At 66.0% G+C, this 20,176-nt stretch carries 16 protein-coding genes and 1 pseudogene; 10 read left to right on the top strand and 7 right to left on the bottom strand.

Features of this window, described 5'->3' with window-relative positions:
* Window positions 1–214 precede the first annotated feature (214 nt).
* The 5 genes from M2650_RS15555 (at window position 215) to M2650_RS15575 (ending at window position 4,403) form a co-directional block, all read left to right on the top strand.
* Complete coding sequence (locus M2650_RS15555; protein ID WP_249476075.1) at window positions 215–823, top strand: DUF2239 family protein; 609 nt, start codon at window positions 215–217, stop codon at window positions 821–823.
* A gap of 254 nt (window positions 824–1,077) precedes the next feature.
* Entirely contained in the window at window positions 1,078–2,334 is a 1,257-nt protein-coding gene (locus M2650_RS15560; protein ID WP_249476076.1) for a TCR/Tet family MFS transporter, read from the top strand.
* A gap of 200 nt (window positions 2,335–2,534) precedes the next feature.
* Window positions 2,535–2,762, top strand: coding sequence for a hypothetical protein (locus tag M2650_RS15565; RefSeq protein ID WP_249476077.1), 228 nt, complete (start codon window positions 2,535–2,537; stop codon window positions 2,760–2,762).
* Window positions 2,763–2,899: 137 nt separating this feature from the next.
* Window positions 2,900–3,232, top strand: coding sequence for a hypothetical protein (locus M2650_RS15570; protein WP_249476078.1), 333 nt, complete (start codon window positions 2,900–2,902; stop codon window positions 3,230–3,232).
* Between the two features lie 88 nt (window positions 3,233–3,320).
* Window positions 3,321–4,403: a DNA topoisomerase IB gene (locus M2650_RS15575; RefSeq protein WP_249476079.1), complete on the top strand. Its 1,083-nt coding sequence runs from the start codon at window positions 3,321–3,323 to the stop codon at window positions 4,401–4,403.
* A gap of 96 nt (window positions 4,404–4,499) precedes the next feature.
* Here the strand turns inward: M2650_RS15575 and M2650_RS15580 are convergent, their stop codons facing one another.
* Together M2650_RS15580 and M2650_RS15585 are read right to left on the bottom strand one after the other, a co-directional pair.
* On the bottom strand, window positions 4,500–4,814 hold the full coding sequence (locus tag M2650_RS15580; RefSeq protein WP_249476080.1) for a hypothetical protein: 315 nt from the start codon (window positions 4,812–4,814) through the stop codon (window positions 4,500–4,502).
* A 118-nt stretch (window positions 4,815–4,932) separates the two neighbouring features.
* Window positions 4,933–5,283, bottom strand: coding sequence for an I78 family peptidase inhibitor (locus M2650_RS15585; protein WP_249476081.1), 351 nt, complete (start codon window positions 5,281–5,283; stop codon window positions 4,933–4,935).
* A 121-nt stretch (window positions 5,284–5,404) separates the two neighbouring features.
* Here M2650_RS15585 and M2650_RS15590 point away from each other — a divergent pair, with 121 nt between their 5' ends.
* The 3 genes from M2650_RS15590 to M2650_RS15600 all read left to right on the top strand — a co-directional run bounded on the left by M2650_RS15590 (window position 5,405) and on the right by M2650_RS15600 (window position 9,744).
* Entirely contained in the window at window positions 5,405–5,623 is a 219-nt protein-coding gene (locus M2650_RS15590; RefSeq protein ID WP_249476082.1) for a hypothetical protein, read from the top strand.
* Between the two features lie 767 nt (window positions 5,624–6,390).
* Window positions 6,391–8,307: a M61 family metallopeptidase gene (locus M2650_RS15595; protein WP_249476083.1), complete on the top strand. Its 1,917-nt coding sequence runs from the start codon at window positions 6,391–6,393 to the stop codon at window positions 8,305–8,307.
* A 264-nt stretch (window positions 8,308–8,571) separates the two neighbouring features.
* Window positions 8,572–9,744 carry an acyltransferase family protein gene (locus M2650_RS15600; RefSeq protein WP_249476084.1) on the top strand — a complete coding sequence of 391 codons (1,173 nt, stop codon included), beginning with the start codon at window positions 8,572–8,574 and terminating at the stop codon, window positions 9,742–9,744.
* Between the two features lie 82 nt (window positions 9,745–9,826).
* On the opposite strand, the gene M2650_RS15605 is transcribed toward M2650_RS15600, so the two are convergent.
* The 4 genes from M2650_RS15605 to M2650_RS15620 form a co-directional block, all read right to left on the bottom strand.
* Window positions 9,827–10,291, bottom strand: a complete 465-nt coding sequence (locus tag M2650_RS15605) for an MgtC/SapB family protein (protein WP_249476085.1) — start codon at window positions 10,289–10,291, stop codon at window positions 9,827–9,829.
* A gap of 94 nt (window positions 10,292–10,385) precedes the next feature.
* Window positions 10,386–11,759, bottom strand: coding sequence for an aspartate aminotransferase family protein (locus tag M2650_RS15610; RefSeq protein WP_249476086.1), 1,374 nt, complete (start codon window positions 11,757–11,759; stop codon window positions 10,386–10,388).
* 12 nt (window positions 11,760–11,771) lie between these two features.
* Window positions 11,772–12,191 carry a VOC family protein gene (locus tag M2650_RS15615; protein ID WP_249476087.1) on the bottom strand — a complete coding sequence of 140 codons (420 nt, stop codon included), beginning with the start codon at window positions 12,189–12,191 and terminating at the stop codon, window positions 11,772–11,774.
* An 11-nt stretch (window positions 12,192–12,202) separates the two neighbouring features.
* Window positions 12,203–12,982 carry an iron-containing redox enzyme family protein gene (locus tag M2650_RS15620; protein ID WP_249476088.1) on the bottom strand — a complete coding sequence of 260 codons (780 nt, stop codon included), beginning with the start codon at window positions 12,980–12,982 and terminating at the stop codon, window positions 12,203–12,205.
* A 310-nt stretch (window positions 12,983–13,292) separates the two neighbouring features.
* On the opposite strand from M2650_RS15620, the gene M2650_RS15625 reads away from it, so the two are divergent.
* Complete coding sequence (locus M2650_RS15625) at window positions 13,293–14,084, top strand: hypothetical protein (protein WP_249476089.1); 792 nt, start codon at window positions 13,293–13,295, stop codon at window positions 14,082–14,084.
* Window positions 14,085–14,097: 13 nt separating this feature from the next.
* Here M2650_RS15625 and M2650_RS15630 read toward each other — a convergent pair.
* Window positions 14,098–17,721 (bottom strand): annotated as a pseudogene (locus tag M2650_RS15630) (indolepyruvate ferredoxin oxidoreductase family protein); the annotation flags it as partial.
* Window positions 17,722–18,069: 348 nt separating this feature from the next.
* On the opposite strand from M2650_RS15630, the gene M2650_RS15635 reads away from it, so the two are divergent.
* On the top strand, window positions 18,070–19,938 hold the full coding sequence (locus tag M2650_RS15635) for a putative bifunctional diguanylate cyclase/phosphodiesterase (RefSeq protein ID WP_249476091.1): 1,869 nt from the start codon (window positions 18,070–18,072) through the stop codon (window positions 19,936–19,938).
* Window positions 19,939–20,176: the final 238 nt, after the last annotated feature.

Below are 20,176 nucleotides of genomic sequence, written 5' to 3' on the forward strand. Positions count from 1 at the left end.
ACGGTGGGCTACGGTGCGCTCGCGCGCTCCGGCCTGCCTTTGCAAGGATGGTTCGACTAGAACACAATTTGTGCGTTGCGGCAATTCGTCCTGGTACGGATGGCGTAGCGCGGGTTTAATGCGTGATGCGGCCCGTTCTATAATTTACCCGGACATATTGACCGCATAATTAATCCGGGTATTATTTCCCGTCACCGATCGCCAGGACCTGCCCATGCAAGCCGCCCCCGATACCCGCTGCACGGCCTTTGCCGGACAGCACCGCATCGCCTCGGGTGAATTGCGCCATGTCGCGCTGGTCGCGCAACGGGCCTCCGCGGTGGCCAACGCACCGCCGGTACTGATCTTCGACGACCGCAGCAGCCAGCCGATCGACATCGACCTGCGCGGCACACCGGCCGATTTGCTCAAGCGGCTGGCCGAAGCTTCCGAAACGGGCGCACGCGCGCCGGATCCGGCCGTGGCGGAAGCGACGCCGCGCAAGGGCCCCGGACGTCCCAGACTCGGCGTGATCGCGCGCGAAGTCACGCTGCTGCCGCGGCACTGGCAGTGGCTGGCGACCCAGCCGGGCGGCGCCTCGGTGGCGCTGCGCAAGCTGGTCGAAGAGGCGCGCCGGGTCCATGCCGGCAGCGACCGCAAGCGCGAAGCGCAGGAATCGGCCTACCGTTTCATGTCGGCGCTGGCCGGGAACGAGCCGGGCTTCGAGGAAGCGGCCCGCGCCTTGTTCGCCGGCGACGCGGCCGCGTTCGAGGAGCGCATCGCGGCCTGGCCGGAGGACGTGCGCGAGCACTTGGCCATGCTCGCGGCCGACGCGCTGGCGTGATGGCGGCGCGGGTGCGCAGGCGTCATCATTGGCGCCTGCGTTGCGGGTTGCGGTCTTAAGGGTTGCGACTCGGAAAAAACAAAAGTCAAAAGCAAATCCCCCTTGCCCCCCTTTTTCAAAGGGGGAACGGCGAGAGCCCGCGCTGCATTTTGATGAGCGTTTTTGCCTTCTCCCCTTTGAAAAAGGGGGACACAGGGGATTTGCCGTTGGCGCGAAAGCAGGTCAATCGCGAAACCTACATTCATAGAGTCGGCATGAACGCACCCCTCGCTCCGCAAGTCCGCCAAGCCGCGCTGATCTTCATCTTCATCACGGTGCTGATCGACATCCTGGCGTTCGGCCTGATCATTCCGGTGCTGCCGCATCTGGTGCAGCAGTTCGTCGGCGGCGACATCGCCGAGGCTTCGCTGTGGGTCGGCGTGTTCGGCACGATGTTTGCGCTGATCCAGTTCGTGACCGCGCCGATCCAAGGCGCGCTGTCCGACCGTTATGGCCGGCGTCCGGTGATCCTGCTGTCGTGCCTGGGGCTGGGCTTGGATTTCATCTTCATGGCGCTGGCGCCGACACTGGCTTGGCTGTTCGTGGGGCGGATTATTTCGGCGATGACCTCGGCCAGCTTCACCACCGCCAACGCCTACATCGCGGACGTGACGCCGCCGGACAAGCGCGCGCAGGCATTCGGCATGATCGGCGCCGCATTCGGCCTGGGCTTCATCGTCGGCCCGGTGATCGGCGGCTGGCTCGGCGGCATCGATCTGCGCCTGCCGTTCTGGGGTGCGGCGGTGCTGGCGCTGTGCAATTTCGCCTACGGCTGGTTCGTGCTGCCCGAGTCGCTGGCGCCGGATAAGCGCACCTCGCGTTTCGACTGGTCGCATGCCAATCCGTTGGGCTCGCTGATGCTGTTGAAAAGCTATCCGCAGGTCTTCGGCCTGGCGGCGGTGGTGCTGCTGATCAACCTTGCGCATTACGTCTATCCCAGCGTGTTCGTGCTGTACGCCGATTACCGCTACCACTGGGGCCCGCAGGCCGTCGGCTGGGTGCTGGCGGTGGTGGGCGTGTTCAGCGTGATCGTCAACGCGCTGGTGGTGAAGCGCGTGGTCGGCGCTTTCGGCGAGCGGCGCACGCTGCTGATCGGGCTGATGTTCGGCACGGTCGGATTCGCGATCTACGGCTTGGCGCCGACCGGCACGTGGTTCCTGGTCGGCATTCCGGTCATGGCGATGTGGGCCTTGTCTATGCCGGCCACGCAGGCGCTGGTCACGCGCCAGGTCGGCGCGAGCGCGCAGGGGCGGGTGCAGGGCGCGTTGACCAGCCTGGTGAGTTTCGCGGGCATCATCGGTCCGGCGTTGTACACCGGCGTGTTCGCGATGTTCATCGGCGAGCATGCGCCGCTGCATGCGCCCGGCGCGCCTTTCCTGTTGGCCTGCGCAATGCTGGTGGCGGCGGGTCTGGTGGCGTGGCGTTTCGCACGAACGCCGACCGAGGCCCACGCGGCTACCGACGCAGCCTGACGGCCCGTTTTTCTTTTCGGAACTGCTTTTGTAGGAGCGGCTTTAGCCGCGAGCTCTTTACTCACGCCACGGTGATCTGCGGGAAAAAAGCTCGCGGCTAAAGCCGCTCCTACAAAAAGCGGTCACCGAATATGCATCCCGGCATATGGCGCGGTCCACGATCATGGCGATAATCAGGCCACCCTCATGGAGAGACCGCCATGCGCCTGCCTCTGCTGATCGCCGTCGCGCTGCTCACCAGCGCCTGCAGCAACGTCGAAACCAAAGACACCACCGCCGAGGTGAACGCCAATCCCGCCTGCCTGGGCAGCGGTAGCCAGCCGGGCGCCGCGGAGGCGCCGTGGTGCAAGCGCGAGCTCAAAGCCGAAATCGTCACCGGCGGCGACAAGGGCGAGAAAATCGACTTCAACAAGAAAGACGACGATTGAAATCGCCGCGCATGAACGGTTCAGTAGCGCAGCAGGGCTGAACCGGTCCGATTGATGTCCGCATCACATCCGCACCGATAGTTTCGGTGCGGCGGCGGAGCGAATCCCCCAACTCTCCGTCGCTGAGGAGAGATGAGATGACCGGACAGAACCCCGAACGCACCTCGCCGACCATCCTCGACGAGAACGCCGAAAGCAGCTATTGGCGGCGCCAGTTCGACAAAGAGCCCTACTACACGTCGGGCGACCGCTACGACGATTTCGAAGCTGCGTACCGCGCCGGCTTCCTCGGCTACGACCGCTATCGTGGGCGCAGCTTCGAACAGGCCGAGCCCGAACTGCGCAACGAATGGGAACGCGGCAAGGGCGAAACACGGTTGACCTGGGAACGCGCCAAGCAGGCGGCGAAGGCGGCCTGGCACAGGATCGAGAACGCGATGCCCGGCGACGCGGACCGCGACGGCCGCTGAGCGCCATGCGAACGACGAGGAAGGAGGGCGGGCTTCGGCCCGTCCTTCTTTTTCGCGCCGTTGACGCGCGCAACCTGAAGCTCGGCCGATGAGCCCATCGCCGTCGGACGCTGCGAACTCGGCCAAGCGCGCTGCCAAACGCGCGGGCCTTCGCTATGTCAGCGATGCCGAACCCGGCATCGTTCGGCTGCGCGCCGGCAAAGGCTTCAAATACCGCGCCCCGAGCGGACGCGCAGTGCGCGACGCGAAAACGCTGGCGCGCATCCGCGCGCTGGCGATACCGCCGGCCTATACGCAGGTATGGATCTGCGCCACGCCGCGCGGCCACCTGCAGGCCACCGGCCGCGACGCGCGCGGCCGCAAGCAGTACCGCTATCACCCGCAATGGAGCCAAGTGCGCGGCTTCGGCAAGTACGACCGCATCGTGGCTTTCGGCAAGGCCTTGCCGAAATTGCGCCGCGCCGTGCGCCGGGACCTGAAGCGGCCCGGCTTCCCGCGCGAGAAGGTGCTGGCGATCGTGGTCGCAATGATGGCCGAAACGCTGCTGCGCGTAGGCAACAGCGCCTATGCGCGCGACAACGGATCGTTCGGGCTGACCACCCTGCGCGGCCGCCACATCGAGTTCCTCAGCGGCGGTCGCGCACGGCTGAGCTTCCGCGGCAAAAGCGGGCAGGCGCACGAAAGCGTGCTCGACAACGCGCGCCTGGTGAAGCTGGTGAAAGCCTGCCAGGAGCTGCCGGGGCAAGCGCTGTTCCAATACCTGGACGACGACGGCAAGCGGCAGCCGATCGATTCGGGCATGGTCAACGATTACCTGCGCGAAGCGATGGGCGAGGATTTCACGGCCAAGGATTTCCGTACCTGGGGAGGCACGCTGCTGGCTTTCCAGATATTCGCCGCGACGCCGTTGCCCGAGCCCAAGCGCGGCACTGCGCCGAGCGAAAAAGCGCTGGCGGCAGCGCAGAACGGGGTGATCGGCGAAGTCGCGCGGTCGCTGGGCAATACGGCCGCGGTGTGCCGCAAGGCTTATATCGACCCGGCGCTGTACGCAGGCTGGCGAGACGGCAGCCTGTTGCGCGCGACAGGCGCGGCCAAAGGCGCGCGGCAATGGGAGCAGGCCGCGCTCGGCTTCCTGCGGCGCGCGCATCGCGCCAACGGCAAGCGGCGATAGCGCAAAAAAACCCCGCCTCTCCGTTAGGGGAAGAGGCGGGGCCCGATCATGCACAGCTGAACACTATGCCGAATAAAAAACGTTGCCTGGGGCCGCTCAGCCTTCAGGCGGTGCGGTCTGCGATTGCGCCGGATCCTTCTTGTCCTCCGGCGGCTGGGACTCCATCGGCGGCGGCGTGTCGGCCGGTTCCGGCGACATGCCTTCGGTCGCAGGTGCAGGCTGGTCGGCGGGCGGCGTGGTGGTGTCGGCCGGCGGTGTCGTGGTATCGGCAGGCGGTGTGGTTTCCGCTGGCGGCGTAGTCTCGGCCGGCGGCGGCGTGGTATCCGCCGGAGTCGGCTCCTGCGGCTTGTTGCATGCCGCCAGCGACAAAGCGAAGGCCAGGGCGGCGAGAGGCAATGCGATGCGGGTCATGCGGACTCCTCGAAGTAAGTATGCCGCGAGCTTGCCGTCGCCCGCGTAGAGTTCCGTAAAAAATAGGCTAATAAAACGCAGCGGAAGGTTCGGCGTTCAGTTCGTGCGGCGATTGCGCTCAGCCGCAACGTACGGTCGCGACGTTATTCTCGGCGTCGACTTCGATATTCAAACGGTCTTCGCGGAAGTCCATCGTCACCGCTTCGCCGGGCTTGATCACGCGTACCGTCTGCGAGCCGCTGTCGCTCACGGCCTTGTCGATCAGGGTCTGGTCGGCGGGCTTGCCGACAGCCCATTGTGCGTTGGCGGCATCGCATCGCTTGGCGACATCGGCGGCCGGTGGTGGCGATGGGGTCGTTTCGGCGGCGGCGGGTGACGGCGTCGCAGTATCGGCGGCAGCAGGCGTTGGCGAACTGTTGCAGGCGGACAATGCGAGCGCGACGGCGAAGGACAGGGCGATACGGGTCATGGCGTGATCTCCGGAAAGGGCCGCAACAGCGCGCGGCCGGACGCGTGTGCGTGATGTTAACGGTCGCTGGGGCATACAGGGGTCAACGGTCGGCGATGCGGCGACGTCCCGGGAGAGCGGCATGGCGCACACGGTCACCTTCAACCTGCCCAGGCGCACGCTCGGGCGCGAGGACGTCGAGTTCGTGGTCGAAAAGGACGGCGTGCGTTTCGGCACGCTGCTGGTGTCCAAGGGCGCGGTCGAATGGCGGCCGACGAACAAGGTCTACCGGCGGCGGCTGCGCTGGGACCGCTTCGACCAGCTGATGCGCGAAAGCGGCCGCAAAGTGCGCGCCGGTTGACCAGCGAGCCTTTGGCGCCGCCTGCGAGCGCCTTTGTTTCTGTCCTTGCCCTGCAGAGTGGGACTTGCCCTGCTGCTCTTGCTCCGGCTCTGTAGAGCGGAGCTTGCTCTGCTGCACTTCGTTCTTAAGCCTTTCGCTCTTAAGCCGTTAAGCCGTTCGCTCTTATGCCGTCATCCCAGCGAACGCTGGGACCCATCTTGCTTGTGCGTTTGCCCTTAAGCCGTCATCCCGGCGAAGGCCGGACTGCGCAGGCAGGATGCCGGAGCGAACATCCGCGCAGCGGATGGCCCGAAGGGCATGCCGCAGGAGCGGCATGTCATCCAGGCCCGCGTCCTGGCCAGTGCGCTGCGACTCGCGCCATGGACAAAGGCTTCCGGGCTGCGCCGGGTCACTTTCTTTGTTGGCCCAAAGAAAGTAACCAAAGAAAGGGCCCGAAGCTCAAGTGATTCGTCACGCCTGAAAGTTCGCTGGCGGCCCAGTTTTCGTCGTGAGTGACCTTCTTACGCAGGTACTAGATTTTGATTCGCAGCCTATGGGTGACGCGGCTTTTGCGGAGTTGCGCTAAGGAGGCGTTCTGGTCGATCGCCTATCTCCGGAGCTTCGGAGGGCCTCAACCGCAGAAGCACCCCAGTTCGGCGATCAGTGAGGCGCACGCCCGGTTCCAGATACGAAACCGGCATGAAATCACCGCAGGCATGCCGAATGGCAGGGGTACCGCCGCCGCCGCCGCGGCACGATGCAGGGTTTCCGGCCACCAGGATCCCTGCATGTCACGTTCGCGTCTCGCCAGCCTTTCGCTCGCCGTCGCCATGGCGTTGTCGATGCCGCTACTCGTTCCGTCCGCCCGCGCCGAAGTGCCGGCGCCTGTCGACCAGGCCTATCCGGGCACCATCGCCATCGAAGTCGATGCCACCGACCTGGCGCAACGCATCTTCAAGATCCGCCAGACCGTGCCGGTGCAGGCCGGCGACCTGACTCTGCTCTTCCCGCAGTGGCTGCCGGGCAACCACAGCCCTTCGGGCCCGATCGACAAGCTCGCCGGCCTGAAGATCACCGGCAACGGCCAAGCGCTGGCGTGGAAACGCGATCCGCTCAACGTCTACGCCTTCCACGTCGACGTGCCTGCGGGCGTGCAGTCGCTGCAAGTGGATTACCAATACCTCACCCCGACCGACGGCCCGCAAGGCCGCGTGGTGATGACGCCGAACATGCTCAACTTGCAATGGAACGCGGTAGTGCTGTATCCGGCCGGCCATTACGCCAGCAAGATCGACTACCAGGCCTCGGTGAAATATCCGTCCGGCTTCCAGGCCGCTAGCGCGCTCGACGTCGAGCGCCGCGACGGCGATACCGTGCACTACAAGACAGTGCCGTTGGACGTCCTGGCCGATTCGCCCATCTACGCCGGCCGCTACTTCAAGACCATCGATCTGGCGCCCGGCGCCAAGGTGCCGGTGCGGCTCAACGTGGTCGCCGATGCGCCCAAGTTCCTCGAAACCAAGCCCGAGCACATCGAGCAGCACCGCGCCATGGTGCGCCAGGCGCTGAAGCTGTACGGCGCCCAGCATTACGACCACTACGATTTCCTGCTGTCGTTGTCCAAGCAATTGAGCGGCAACGGTCTGGAGCACCAGCGCTCCAGCGAGAACGGCCTGGACATCGAGTACTTCTCCGGGTGGGACGCCAAGACCAATAGCGACGACCTGCTCGCCCACGAATACACCCACTCCTGGAACGGCAAATTCCGCCGTCCGGCCGACCTGTGGACGCCCAACTACAACGTGCCGATGCAGGACAGCCTGCTCTGGGTTTACGAAGGGCAGACGCAGTACTGGGGCAACGTGCTGACAGGCCGTTCCGGCCTGCGCAGCCAGCAGGCTTCGCGCGATGCGCTTGCGTCGGTCGCGGCGACGTACGCCGACAATCGCCCCGGCCTGCAATGGCGCGCGGTGCAGGACACCACCAACGACCCGATCATCGCCCAGCGCCGGCCCAAGTCCTACCGCAACTACCAGATGAGCGAGGACTACTATTCCGCCGGCCAGATGATCTGGCTGGAAGCCGACGCCCGCATCCGCAAGCTCACCGGCAACAAGAAATCGCTGGACGATTTCGCGCGCGCCTTCTTCGGCGTCGACGACGGCGTGTGGAAAACGCAGAACACCTACACCTTCGACGACGTCGTCGCCACGCTCAACGGCGTGGTCGCCGACGACTGGGCCACGTTCCTGCGCGACCGCCTGGACGGCAAGACGCCGCTGACCGGCGGCATCGAAGCCAGCGGCTGGCGACTGGTCTACAAGGACGAGCCCAACGCCCTGGCCAAGGAGAACGCCAAGAACAACAGCCGCGGCGGCACCGATTTCACCTATTCGATCGGCTTTTCCGCCGACAAGGAAGGCAAGATCGGCGACGTGCGCTGGGACGGCCCCGCGTTCAATGCCGGCATCGGTTCGGGCATGACGGTGATCGCGGTCAACGACATCGAATACGGCAAGGAAGCGATGGAGGACGCGATCAAGGCCGCCAAGGACGACAAGGCGCCGATCCGGATCACGGTGAAGGAATTCGACCGGTTCCGTACGATTCCGGTCGACTACCACGGCGGGTTGCGATATCCGCACTTGGAGCGGATCGAGGGCAAGACGGATTATCTGACGCCGATTTTCTCCGCGCGCAAGTAATGGCCGCTGCGCACCCGCTTTTTCCTCTCCCCTTGTGGGACGAAGGAGCATGCTTGCGGATCAATGATTCGCATGCCCCTGAACGCCCTTGCGAATAGCAAGGGCCGAGGCGCGAGCGGAGCGAAGCGCGCTGTTGCTTTTTTGCGGTTGGATGGCGCGAAAAGCCGAACCCTCTCCCTGGCGCTTCGCGCCTGTCCCTCTCCCATAAAGGGAGAGGGAAAAGCAGCGGCCGCCGCCGCATAATCGGGCGACTTGGGGAAACGAATGACGACCACAAGCGTTCCGCAGCCATCGGCCGCCTTGCGCCGCAACCCCGGCATCGACGCGCTGCGCGGCCTGTCGATCCTGCTGGTGGTGATCCACCACGTGGCGCTGCGCATCCCGCTGGGCAAGACCGCGCTCGCCGATTTCGTGCCCAAGCGCGTGCTGAGCGGGCTCTCTTACTCCGGCTACGAAGCGGTATTCGTATTCTTCGTGATCTCCGGGTTCCTGATCGCTTCGCACACGCTGGCGCGCTGGGGTTCGCTGGCCGCGATCGATATCCGGTCGTTCTATGCGCGGCGCGCGGCGCGCATCCTGCCGTGTCTGCTGGCGCTGCTCGCGATCCTCGCGGCCATGCACGCGCTCGGCGTGCCGCAATACGTGATCGACAAGCCCGGACAATCGCTGGGCGGCGCGACGCTATCGGCGCTCGGGCTCTATCTGAACTGGTACGAAGGGCAGACCGGCTGGCTGCCCGGCGGCTGGGACGTGCTTTGGTCGTTGTCGATCGAGGAAGCGTTCTATCTCGGCTTTCCGCTGGTCTGCCTGCTGGTGCGCGATGCGCGGCTCCTTGCCTTGCTGCTCGTCGCGCTGGCGCTATCGCTGCCGATCGCGCGCGCAGCCTTGGACGGCAACGAAATCTGGCAGGAGAAGGCGTATCTGCCGGGCATGGCGGCGATCGCCACGGGCATCCTCGCGGCATTGTTCGCACGACGCACGCCAACGCCGAGGATCGCCGTTTGCGCGCGTATCGGCGGAGCCTGCGGATTGCTGATGGTTTGGTTCGCCGGGCGCGAACTGTGGAGCGCGATCGGCAACGGCTACATGCTGGTGCTCACCCTGTCCGCAGCCAGCCTGGTCGCCGGCTTGCATTGGCATCACGCGCATGCGCCCGCTGCGCCGATGCGCGGATTCGGCTGGCTGCGCTCTTTCGGCCGATTGAGTTACGAAATCTATTTGACCCACATGTTCGTGGTGTTCGGACTGGTCGGCGTATTCCGTGCGATGGGTGAGGACATGCGCAGCGGATTCTGGTGGTACTTGCCTGCGGCATTGTTGTGCTGGGCGCTGGGCGCACTGGTCGCGCGCTATTTCTCCGATCCTTGCGAGCGTGTGCTGCGGCGGCGTTGGTCGGCCGCGCCGAGCTCTCTCGCCTTGTCGTCCCGAACGCAGTGAGGGATCTGCTGTCCCCCCGCGACGCACGAGAACCAAGCAGATCCCTCACTGCGTTCGGGATGACAACGACGGCGGACCGCAGTTATTGGGTACCCATCCTGGCCTCGATCCGCCGGAACACCGCCAGTACGATCACGCACAAAAGCGAAGCGCCGATCGCCAGCACGTAATTGCCCAGCCCCGCAGCGATGCCGATCGCGGCCGCCATCAGCAGCGAGCTGGCCGTAGTGAGGCCGCGCACATGGTCGTCGTGCGAACTGCGCAGGATCGCGCCGGCGCCGACGAAGCCGACGGCGGCCACCACGGCTTCGATCAGGCGTACCGGGTCCACGCGCAACAATTCGCGGTACTGCTGGTCGGAGAAATGCTCGGCGATCACATCGCCCAGGCCGACGATCAGCGCCGCCGCACCGGCGATCAGCATATGCGTCCGCAACCCCGCGGCATGCTTGCCCAGTTCGCGTTCGATGCCGAGCACGCCGCCGAGCAGCATCGCCGCAGCGATGCGGACCAATATCCAAACGTCCTGGCCGAGGAACGATTCCATGCGATGCATCCGTGGGAGACGAGCGCATCGTGTAAGCCATCGGCGGTGCGGCCGGCGTGAAACGGCCGCCGTTAAGCACGATCACGGCCGGCGGCTAGCCGGCGCAGTGGCGATCCGCGACCTGCAGCGCCTCGTCGACGATCGACAAGCCGTCGCGCAAGGCCTGCTCGTCGATGATCAGCGGCGGCACGATATGCAGGCGATTGGAGACGACGAACGGCCACAGGCCGCGTTGTTTGCAGGCCGCCGCGAATTCCGCCATGGGCGCATCGGCGGGGCCGGACGCATTGAACGGCACCAGCGGCTCGCGCGTGGCGCGGTCGCGGACCAATTCGATCGCCCAGAACGCGCCCAGGCCGCGTACGTCGCCGATAGACGGATGCCGCGCCTGCATCGCGCGCAGCGCGGGCGCGATCACTTCTTCGCCCAGGCGGCGCGCGCGGACGATGAGGTTTTCTTCCTTGTAGATGCCGATGCACGCGACCGCCGCCGCGCAGGCCAAGGGATGGCCGGAATAGGTCAGCCCGCCCGGATACGCGCGGGTCGCGAAGCTGGCGGCGACCGCGTCGCTCACGATCACGCCGCCCAGCGGCACGTAGCCGGAGTTGACGCCTTTGGCGAACGTGATCAAGTCCGGCACCACGTTCCAGCGGTCGACGGCGAACCACTCGCCGCAGCGGCCGAAGCCGGTCATCACCTCGTCGGCGATCATCAAGATGCCGTGCGCGTCGCACAGCGCGCGCACGCCCTGCAGATAGCCGTCCGGCGGCACGAGGATGCCGTTGCCGCCGACCACGGTTTCCAGCAACACCGCGGCGATGGCGTGCGCGCCTTCGGCCATGACCGTATCGGCCAGATGCGCCAGCGCGCGTTCGCATTCCTCCTGCGCGCTGTCGGCATGGAACGCCGAACGGTATGGATACGGTCCCCAGAATCGGGCGATGCCGGGCGCGCCGGGTTCAGAAGGCCAGCGCCGCGGATCGCCGCTCGCGGCGAGCGCGCCAGCCGTCGCGCCGTGATAGCTGCGGTAGGCGGTCAGCACCTTGTGCCGGCCCGTGTGCAGGCGCGCCATGCGGATAGCGTTCTCCACCGCTTCGGCGCCGCCGTTGGTGAAGAACACCCGGTTCAAGTCGCCCGGAGCCAGTTCGGCGATCAGGCGCGCCGCTTCGCTGGTCGCTTCGTTGGCGTGATAGGGCGCCACCGTGCACAGTTTCTCGGCCTGCAAGCGGATTGCTGCGATCAGTTTCGGATGCTGGTGGCCGACGTTGACATTCACCAGCTGGCTGGAAAAGTCGAGCCAGCGCCGTCCGTCCTCGTCCCAGAAATACGCGCCTTCGGAACCCGCGATAACGATGGGCTCGAACGTGCCGTGGGCCGACCAGGAGTGCAGCACATGCTTGCGGTCGCTGCGGCGGGCGGCAGACGGCGCCGCATCGTCGCGGACGCTGTCGTCTATGGCGTCGCGCATCGGTTCGCGCACTCAGGGGATGAACGTCTGCTCGGGATCGTCGAAGGACTTGAACTCCAGCGCGTTGCCCGAGGGGTCAAACAGGAACATCGTCACGTGCTGCCCGGGTTTGCCCTTCAGGCGCAAGTGCGGCTCCTCGTGGAAGTCGACGCCGGCGGTTTTCAGGCGCATGGCCAGCGTCTCCCACGACTCGCGGTCCAGGTTCATCCCGAAATGCGGAACCGGAACGGCCTCGCCGTCGAAACGCCCGCTCTGCAACGGCGTGCCGTCGCCGGAGATGTGGGCGACCAGGTGATGGCCGAAGAAATCGAAGTCCTGGTAGCTCGTATCGCTGCGGCCTTGCGGGCATCCGATCACATCGCCATAGAAACGACGCGCCTCGTCGAGGTCGCGCACCGGAAAGGCGAGGTGGAACTGCGCGATCCTGTTCATGACGGCAGCGTTCACGACACCGCCCTCGGTTGTGGCGCATAAGCGTCGAAGATGTTCTGCCAGAACAGGTTCCACGCGGTGATGCTGCGCTCGTAGCCCTGGGCGAGTTCCGGCAGCACGCTGGAATCGTGCCGGAGGTAGTCGTCGATGGCCTGGCGGGTCAGCTCGCCATGCACGATGTCCTGTTCGCCGGTGTGGATCGTCCAGAATTCCCAATCGATGTAGTCTTCGCGTTCGCGCAGGTACGGATGCGCGCGCATGTGCTCGAACATCACCGACAGATAGGTCTGGCACAGGCATTCGCCGCCCATGCCGCGCAGCCCCACGCCGAAGGCCGGGCCGCGGTCGCGCAGTTCCCGGGTCAGGCCGCCGAGCACGTCGCGATTCGCGGGCAGGCGGCGTTCGAGGTCTTCAGGCGCCACACCGATGCTCGCGAGGAAGCGGTCGTACACCTCGGGATGCGCTTTGGCGGGATCGCCTTCGCCGAGCTCTTCGGCGAGGATTTCGCTCAGCAGGCTGCGCAATCCGCCGAATGGCAGCTTGGCCAGGAGCAGCGCCAGGTCGCTGATGTAGTCGATCGTGAAGAACCGGTACTGCGTGCAGATCTGCCGTAGCGCTTCGATGGGCAATCGCGGCAGCGCTTTCATCTTTTCCGCGGCGAGCGCCTCGGTCGCTTCCTTTGCGCTGTCGGCGAATCGCCAGAACGTCGGCCGGTCCCATGCGTCCGGCGGCATCGCGAAGGCGGGAAAATCGGGGGTTGCGGGCGCGTCTAGCGTTTTTTGTAATGACATGCGTCCAAGTTCGTATGCGGGCCGCGAAAATCGTAGCGCTGCTGTGCGGCATGGAAGTGACGAGGAAAACACACGGTAATGCTTACCGTGCGTTATCGTCACTTTAATGCGCGTTATCGACGAATGGGTTCACATAATGTTCACCGCTACGACGCGAATGTCGGCGAATCTTGCGCGTAAGCGCTCCCGCCGTCGGCGCGTTCAGCATCGTTGCGTCGCCGATTCGCGCATTCATCTACGTTACCGAAGGCGACGGTGCTTTAACGTTCGCGTTGTTGCGACGGCCTGAAGAAGAAGGATCGTTCGATCGATGGATGCCCCGCGCGCCACCGCTGCCAGCCCCGTCCGCCTGCTCTGGACAGGCGGCTGGGATTCGACCTTCCGATTGCTGCAGCTCTTGCTGCTGCACCGGGTCGAGGTCGCTCCCATCTATCTGCAGGATGCGACACGGGCATCGACGCGGATCGAATTGGACACGATCGCCCGCATCGGCGATCGCCTGCGCAAGCAATACCCCCACACCCGCGCCTTGCTGCAGCCGCTGCTCATCGCCGAGGCGGCCGACGTCGCCGACGACGAGGACATCGCCGACGCCCTGCGCGATGTGCGGAAGCGGGTCTACATCGGCAACCAGTACGCCTGGCTTTCTTCGTTCTGCAAGCGCAACGGCATCCACGACGTGGAGCTGTGCGTGCATGTCGACGACAAGGTGCAGACCTTGCTGCACGCATTCGTCGCCGAAACCGAACATCCGGCAGGCTACCGGACGGTGCGCGTAGATCCCAAACACGCCGGCACGGCCGAGTTCGAGTTGTTCCGCTACTTCAGCTTCCCCGTTTTTCGGATCGACAAGCTGGACATGGCGCGGCAAGCCGACGCCGAAGGCTGGAGCCCATTGATGGACATGACCTGGTTTTGCCACACGCCGTCGCGCGGCCGGCCGTGCGGCCTGTGCGGGCCTTGCGTCTACACCATCGAGGAAGGGTTGGCGCACCGGGTGCCGGCTTCGCGGCGCGCCTTGTCCTTTTTCTACCGCCGTCTTGCGCTACCGCTCAAAGGTCCGCTGCGGCAGGCGCGCGCGGCCTTGCGCGGCGAACGCTGACCCGCGCAGCCGCTTACGCGGCGCGCTGCACGATCCGCAACGGGTTCTGCCATTCCGAGAGCAACGCGGCTTCGCGTTCCTTGGCTTTGTGCAGGTGCGCTTCCTTGACGTGGCCGTAGCCGCGGATCTGCTCCGGAATGCTGGCGATTTCGGCGGCGAGGCCGATGTTGCCGGCGTCGAGCTTGTCGAGCAGTCCGCCGATGGTGTTCTCGTACTCGCCGATCAGCCGGCGCTCGCCTTTGCGCTCATCGGTATAGCCGAAGATGTCTAGCGCGCTGCCGCGCAGGCCGCGCAATTTGGCCAGCACCTTGAATGCGGTGAAGACCCACGGGCCGAACTCCATCTTCTGCAGCTGGCCTTGCGCATTCTTCTTGGCCAGCAGCGGCGGCGCCAGGTGGAAATGCAGCCTGTAGTCGCCGTCGAACTGCTGCTCCAACCTGCGGCGGAAATCGCCGCTGGTGTACAGCCGCGCCACTTCGTATTCGTCCTTGTAGGCCATCAGCTTGAAGAAATAGCGGGCGACGGCTTCGGACAAATCGGTGGAACCGGGCGCCTTGGCTTGTTCGGCCGCGCGCACCTTGGCGACGAAATCGGTATAGCGCTTCGCATAACGGGCGTTCTGATAGTCGGTGAGGAAGGCGCTGCGGCGCGCGATCACTTCGTCCAGCGAACGCGACAGGCGCGCATCGTCCAGCGGCAGGAACGCGACTTCGCTGCCGTGCGCGGGCACGTGGCGCAGATCGTCCTCGCTGCGGGTCGGCGAGAGCGCGTCCGCCAAGCCCGATTCACGGCCTTCGGATGGGCGCGGCGGCAGCATCGGCAGGTCGCGCGGCGTCTTCTCCGCCGTGGTTTGCGCGTTGCGGACGATGCCGGCGGCCTCCAGCACCGCGTCGATGTCGGTCGCGGCCAAACGACCCCAGGCGAACGCGGTCTTGTTCATCTCGACCGCGGCGCCGTTGAGTTCGACCGCGCGCATGATCGAATCGAACGACAGCGGCACCAGGCCCTGCTGCCATGCGTAGCCGAGGATGAAGAGGTTGGCCGCGATCGCGTCGCCCATCAGCCCGGTCGCGATCTGCGTGGCATCGATCAACAGCGGAGACTTGCCGCCGAGCGCGTGCTGCACGGCTGCGACGATGTCGGTCGCCGGGAACTGCATGTCCGGACGCGTGGTGAAGGTGCCCGGCATCGCTTCGTAAGTGTTGAGCACGACCTGGGTGCGGTCGGCGCGGATCTTGGACAGCGCCCAGTAGTCGTTGACCACGACCATGTCGCAGCCCAGCACCAGATCGGCCTCGCCGGCGGCGATGCGCACCGCATGGATGTCGTCGGGCGTTTTGGCGATGCGGATGTGGGTGGTGACCGCTCCGCCTTTCTGCGCCAGGCCGGTCTGGTCGAGTACGGTCGAGCCGCGGCCTTCCAGGTGGCCGGCCATGCCGAGCAGCGCGCCGATGGTGACCACGCCGGTGCCGCCGACGCCGGTGATCAGGATGTTCCAGGGCTGCGAAAGATCGGATGCGAATGCGGGCATCGGGATGTTCGCCAGCTTTTCCTGCGCGCTGACTTTCTTGCCTTTTCGCGGCGCGCCGCCGTGCACGGTGACGAAGCTGGGGCAGAAGCCTTCGACGCAGCTGTAGTCCTTGTTGCAGTTGCTCTGGTCGATTTCGCGCTTGCGGCCGAACTCGGTGTCCTTGGGTAGCACCGACACGCAGAAGCTCTTCTGGCCGCAATCGCCGCAGCCTTCGCAGACCAAAGTGTTGACGAAGACGCGCTTGGCCGGATCGACCATCTTGCCGCGCTTGCGGCGGCGGCGTTTTTCGGTCGCGCAGGTCTGGTCGTAGATCAGCACGCTGACGCCCTTCACTTCGCGCAGGCGCTTCTGGACGTCGTCGAGCTCGCGGCGGTCGAGGAATTCCACGCCGTTCGGGAAGATCGAGCGATCCGACCACTTCTCGATGTCGTCGCTCAGCACGACGATGGTCTGCACGCCTTCGCTGCGCACCTGGTGCGCGATCTGCGGCACCGACAGCGTGCCGTCCACCGGCTGGCCGCCGGTCATCGCGACCGCATCGTTGTAGAGGATCTTGTAGGTGATGTTGACGCCGGCCGCGACCGACTGGCGGATCGCCAGCGAGCCGCTGTGGAAATAGGTGCCGTCGCCCAGATTCTGGAACACGTGCGGCGTTTCGGTGAACGCCGCCTGGCCGCACCAGGTGACGCCTTCGCCGCCCATCTGGGTGAAGGTGTCGGTGTCGCGGTCCATCCACGTCACCATGTAGTGGCAGCCGATGCCGGCCATGCCGCGCGAGCCTTCCGGCACTTTCGTCGACGTGTTGTGCGGGCAGCCGCTGCAGTAGTGCGGCACGCGCGGGAAGTTGGCGCGCGGCAGGGCCAGTTCGCTTTCCTTGGCTTCCATCCAGCGCAGCACGTCGCGCATGTGCTCGGAATCGTGGAAGCGCTGGATGCGGCGCGCCATCACGCCTGCGATGCGCGCCGGCGTGAGTTCGTTGGTCGACGGCAATATCCACTCGCCGCCTTCGTCGTATTTGCCGACGATGGAGGGACGGCGCCCTTCGAAGTTGTAGAACAGCTCCTTCATCTGGCTTTCGATGAAGCTGTGCTTCTCTTCGACGACCAGGATGTCCTCGAGCCCGCGCGCGAAATCGCGGATGCCCACCGGCTCCAGCGGCCAGGTCATGCCCACCTTGTAGACGCGGATGCCGAGCTCGGCGCAGGCGCGCGCGTCCAGGCCCAGGTATTCCAGCGCCTGCAGCACGTCCAAGTAGCTCTTGCCGGTGGTGACGATGCCCAAGCGCGCGTTCGGCGAATCCACCACGACGCGGTCGATGCGGTTGGCGCGCGCGAACGCCTGCGCCGCCTTCACCGCATAACGGTGCAGGCGCATTTCCTGGTCCAGCGGCGGATCGGGCCAGCGGATGTTGAGTCCGCCCACCGGCATCTCGAAATCCTCCGGCGTGGCGATCTGCAGCGCGAACGGATTCACTTCCACCGACGCGGACGATTCCACCGTCTCGGCGATCGTCTTGAAGCCGACCCAGCGGCCGGTATAGCGCGACATCGCCCAGCCGATCAGGCCCATGTCCAGGATGTCCTGCACGCCAGCCGGGTTGAGGATCGGCATCATCGCGCTGGTGAATTCGCCTTCGCTGCCGTGCGGCAGCGTCGAACTGCGGCAGGCATGGTCGTCGGCGGCCAACGCCAGCACGCCGCCATGCTTGGAGGTGCCGGCGGCGTTGCCGTGCTTGAACACGTCGCCGCAGCGGTCCACGCCGGGGCCTTTGCCGTACCACATCGCATACACGCCATCGACTTTGGCGCCGGGGAACAGGTTGGTCTGCTGCGTGCCCCAGACCATGGTCGCGCCGAGGTCTTCGTTGAGGCCGGGCGTGAACTTGACCCCGGCTTCGGCCAGATGCTTCTTGGCGCGCCACAATTCCAGATCGAAGCCGCCCAACGGCGAGCCGCGATAGCCCGAAATGAAGCCGCCGGTGTTCAAGCCCGCAGCTTGGTCGCGCAGCCGCTGCATCAGCGGCAGCCGCACCAGCGCCTGTACGCCGGACAGATAGATGCGGCCCTGGGTGCGGGTGAACTTGTCCTCCAGGGTGTAGTCCAGATCCAGCACGCTATGGGTCAGCGCGGTGTTGGCGGAGGCGGGCGAAGACAGTTCGGCGGTGCTGGTCATGGCGTGCGTGGCTGCGGCGCCGAAAAAGCGCCGGGGCTGCGAGGTTGGGGGCGGCAATTCTACCAGTCGGCCCGATTCGGCCTTCTGTGGGAGCGGCTTTTGTGGGAGCGGCTTTAGCCGCGAGCTTTTCGGCCATCGAAGATCAAGGGCTGCGGCTAAAGCCGCTCCCGCAAAACCGCCACACCAGAGGCCGCTCCGGATGTCCGCTGGCGTTTGCCCCTAAACAGCGCGAGAGTGTCGGTTCGGGCGCCGGAGCGGAACCGGGAAGGGGAGGCCAAGGGCATGTCGGGCATGCAGCAGGCAACGAACCGCCGCGAGGAAGGCGCTTGGGCGCGCCGGCACAACCATGCCCTGGTGTCCCTGGCCCGGCAGGTCTGGCACCAGGACTGTTCCCTGGCCAGCGCCTACGCCGTGATCTGCGAAACCGCGGCTGAGACGCTGGAAGTCGAACGGGTCAACGTCTGGCGCTGCGACGGGCCCGACGCCCTTCGCTGCGTGCACAGCTACGACCGCGCCGGCCGTCGCCACAATCCGCCGGGTTACGAAGAAACCATCCGCCCGCTCGGCGCCTACGCGCAGATGCTGGGCGAAGTGCGGGTGATCGACGCCGCCGATGTCGCCACGCATACCGCGCTGAGCGGCGAAGACACCTCGCTGGCCCACTACCTGCGCCGCCATAACGTGCGTTCGCTGCTCGACGCCCCGATGCGCTGCGAGGGCGAATTGATCGGCGTGGTCTGCCACGAGCAGGTTGGCGCGGCACGCGTCTGGACGCCGGAGGACGAGGCATTCGCCGGCAGCATCGGCGACTACGCGGCCATGGCCTACGAGACCCAGCGCCGGCGCGAGGCCGAGGGCCGTTTGCGCTATTTGGAACTGCACGATCCGCATACCGATCTGCCCAATCGCGACCACCTGCTCGAAGTCGCGCATACGGCTTTGCGTCCCCTGCACGGCGACACTGCCGGCGTGGCCGCGATCCACCTGCAGGTAGACACGCTGATGGGCGCCGAGGACGCCTCCGACGCGGGTGCCGACGTGCTGGTCGCCATCGCCGACCGCCTGCGCGAGGCATTCTGCGAAACCGCAACCCTCGCGCGCGTGCGCAGCGACGGCTTCGCGCTGCTGCCGCACCGCCACCTGCACGAAACCGAAGCGCTCAACCTGGCCGAGCGCTGCATCGAACTGATCCGCGACACTGCGGTCGCCGCCGGCGCGCCGCATGCCGTTGCGGCTGCCGGCATCGCCTTTTCGCGCGACTTGGTCGCGCCTTCGGCCGACGCGCTGCTGCGCAATGCGGAGCTGGCCAGCCAGCGTGCGCGCCAGGGCAGCGCCGACCGCTGCGAAGTGTTCGACGCCGAGCATCACCGCGGCCTGTTGGCGCGCATGCGCACCGAGCAGTCTTTGCGCGATGCCTTTGCGGCCGGACGCATGCAGGTGCACTACCAGCCCGAAATCGACCTGCGCGACGGCCGCTGGCGCGCCGCGGAAGCGTTGCTGCGCTGGCGCGACGAACAGGGCGAGTTGCGCTCGGCCGGCGAGTTCGTCGATATCGCCGAAGCCTCGGGCCTGATCGTGCCGCTGGGCCGATGGGTATTGGCCGAGGCCTGCCGCGCCGCGACCGCATGGCCGATGCGCGAAGGCCGGGCGCCGCTGCTGCGCGTCAACGTGTCGGCGCGGCAGTTCGAACAGCCCGGCTTGCTGCAGGACGTGACCCAGGCGTTGCTGGCGTCGGGCCTGCCCGCGCAGCAGCTATGCCTGGAGTTGACCGAGACCTCGCTGCTGCGAGACGAAATGGCCGCCGCGCATACCCTGTCGCGTCTGCGCGGCTTGGGCGTCGGGGTGGCGCTGGACGATTTCGGAAGCGGCTACTCGTCGCTGTCCTATCTCAAGCATCTGCCGATCGATGCGCTCAAGCTCGATCAGGGTTTCGTCGCAGGTCTGCCGACCGACCGTTACGACTTGGCGATCGTGCAGGCGATCGCGGGCTTGGCGAAGCAGGTCGGCATAGAAGTGGTTGCCGAAGGCGTGGAGAACGAGGCGCAAGCCGATGCGTTGCGCGAGTGCGGCATCGCCCGCGCGCAGGGGCATCTCTTTGCGCCAGCATTGACCGAGGAGGCGTTGTTGCAGCGCTTCGGCGATGCGGTTTGAATGCGCGTTGCTATCCTGTCCGTACCGACGCGACGTCCGATCTGCGCGGATTTTGCGTCTTAAAGTCCAATGACGACGACCGAGTAAGGGGATGACGCCGTGAATACACGCGCCGAACGCTGGCACCGCGTCTCGGACCTGTTCGACCGCGTGGTGGACCTGGGCGTGGCCGAACGCGAGCGGGTGCTGTCGGCCGAGTGCGCGGACGATCCGGCCTTGCGCGCCGAAGTGGACCGGC

Origin of the sequence: Luteimonas galliterrae (assembly GCF_023374055.1) — a bacterium.
GTDB lineage: Bacteria > Pseudomonadota > Gammaproteobacteria > Xanthomonadales > Xanthomonadaceae > Luteimonas_C > Luteimonas_C galliterrae.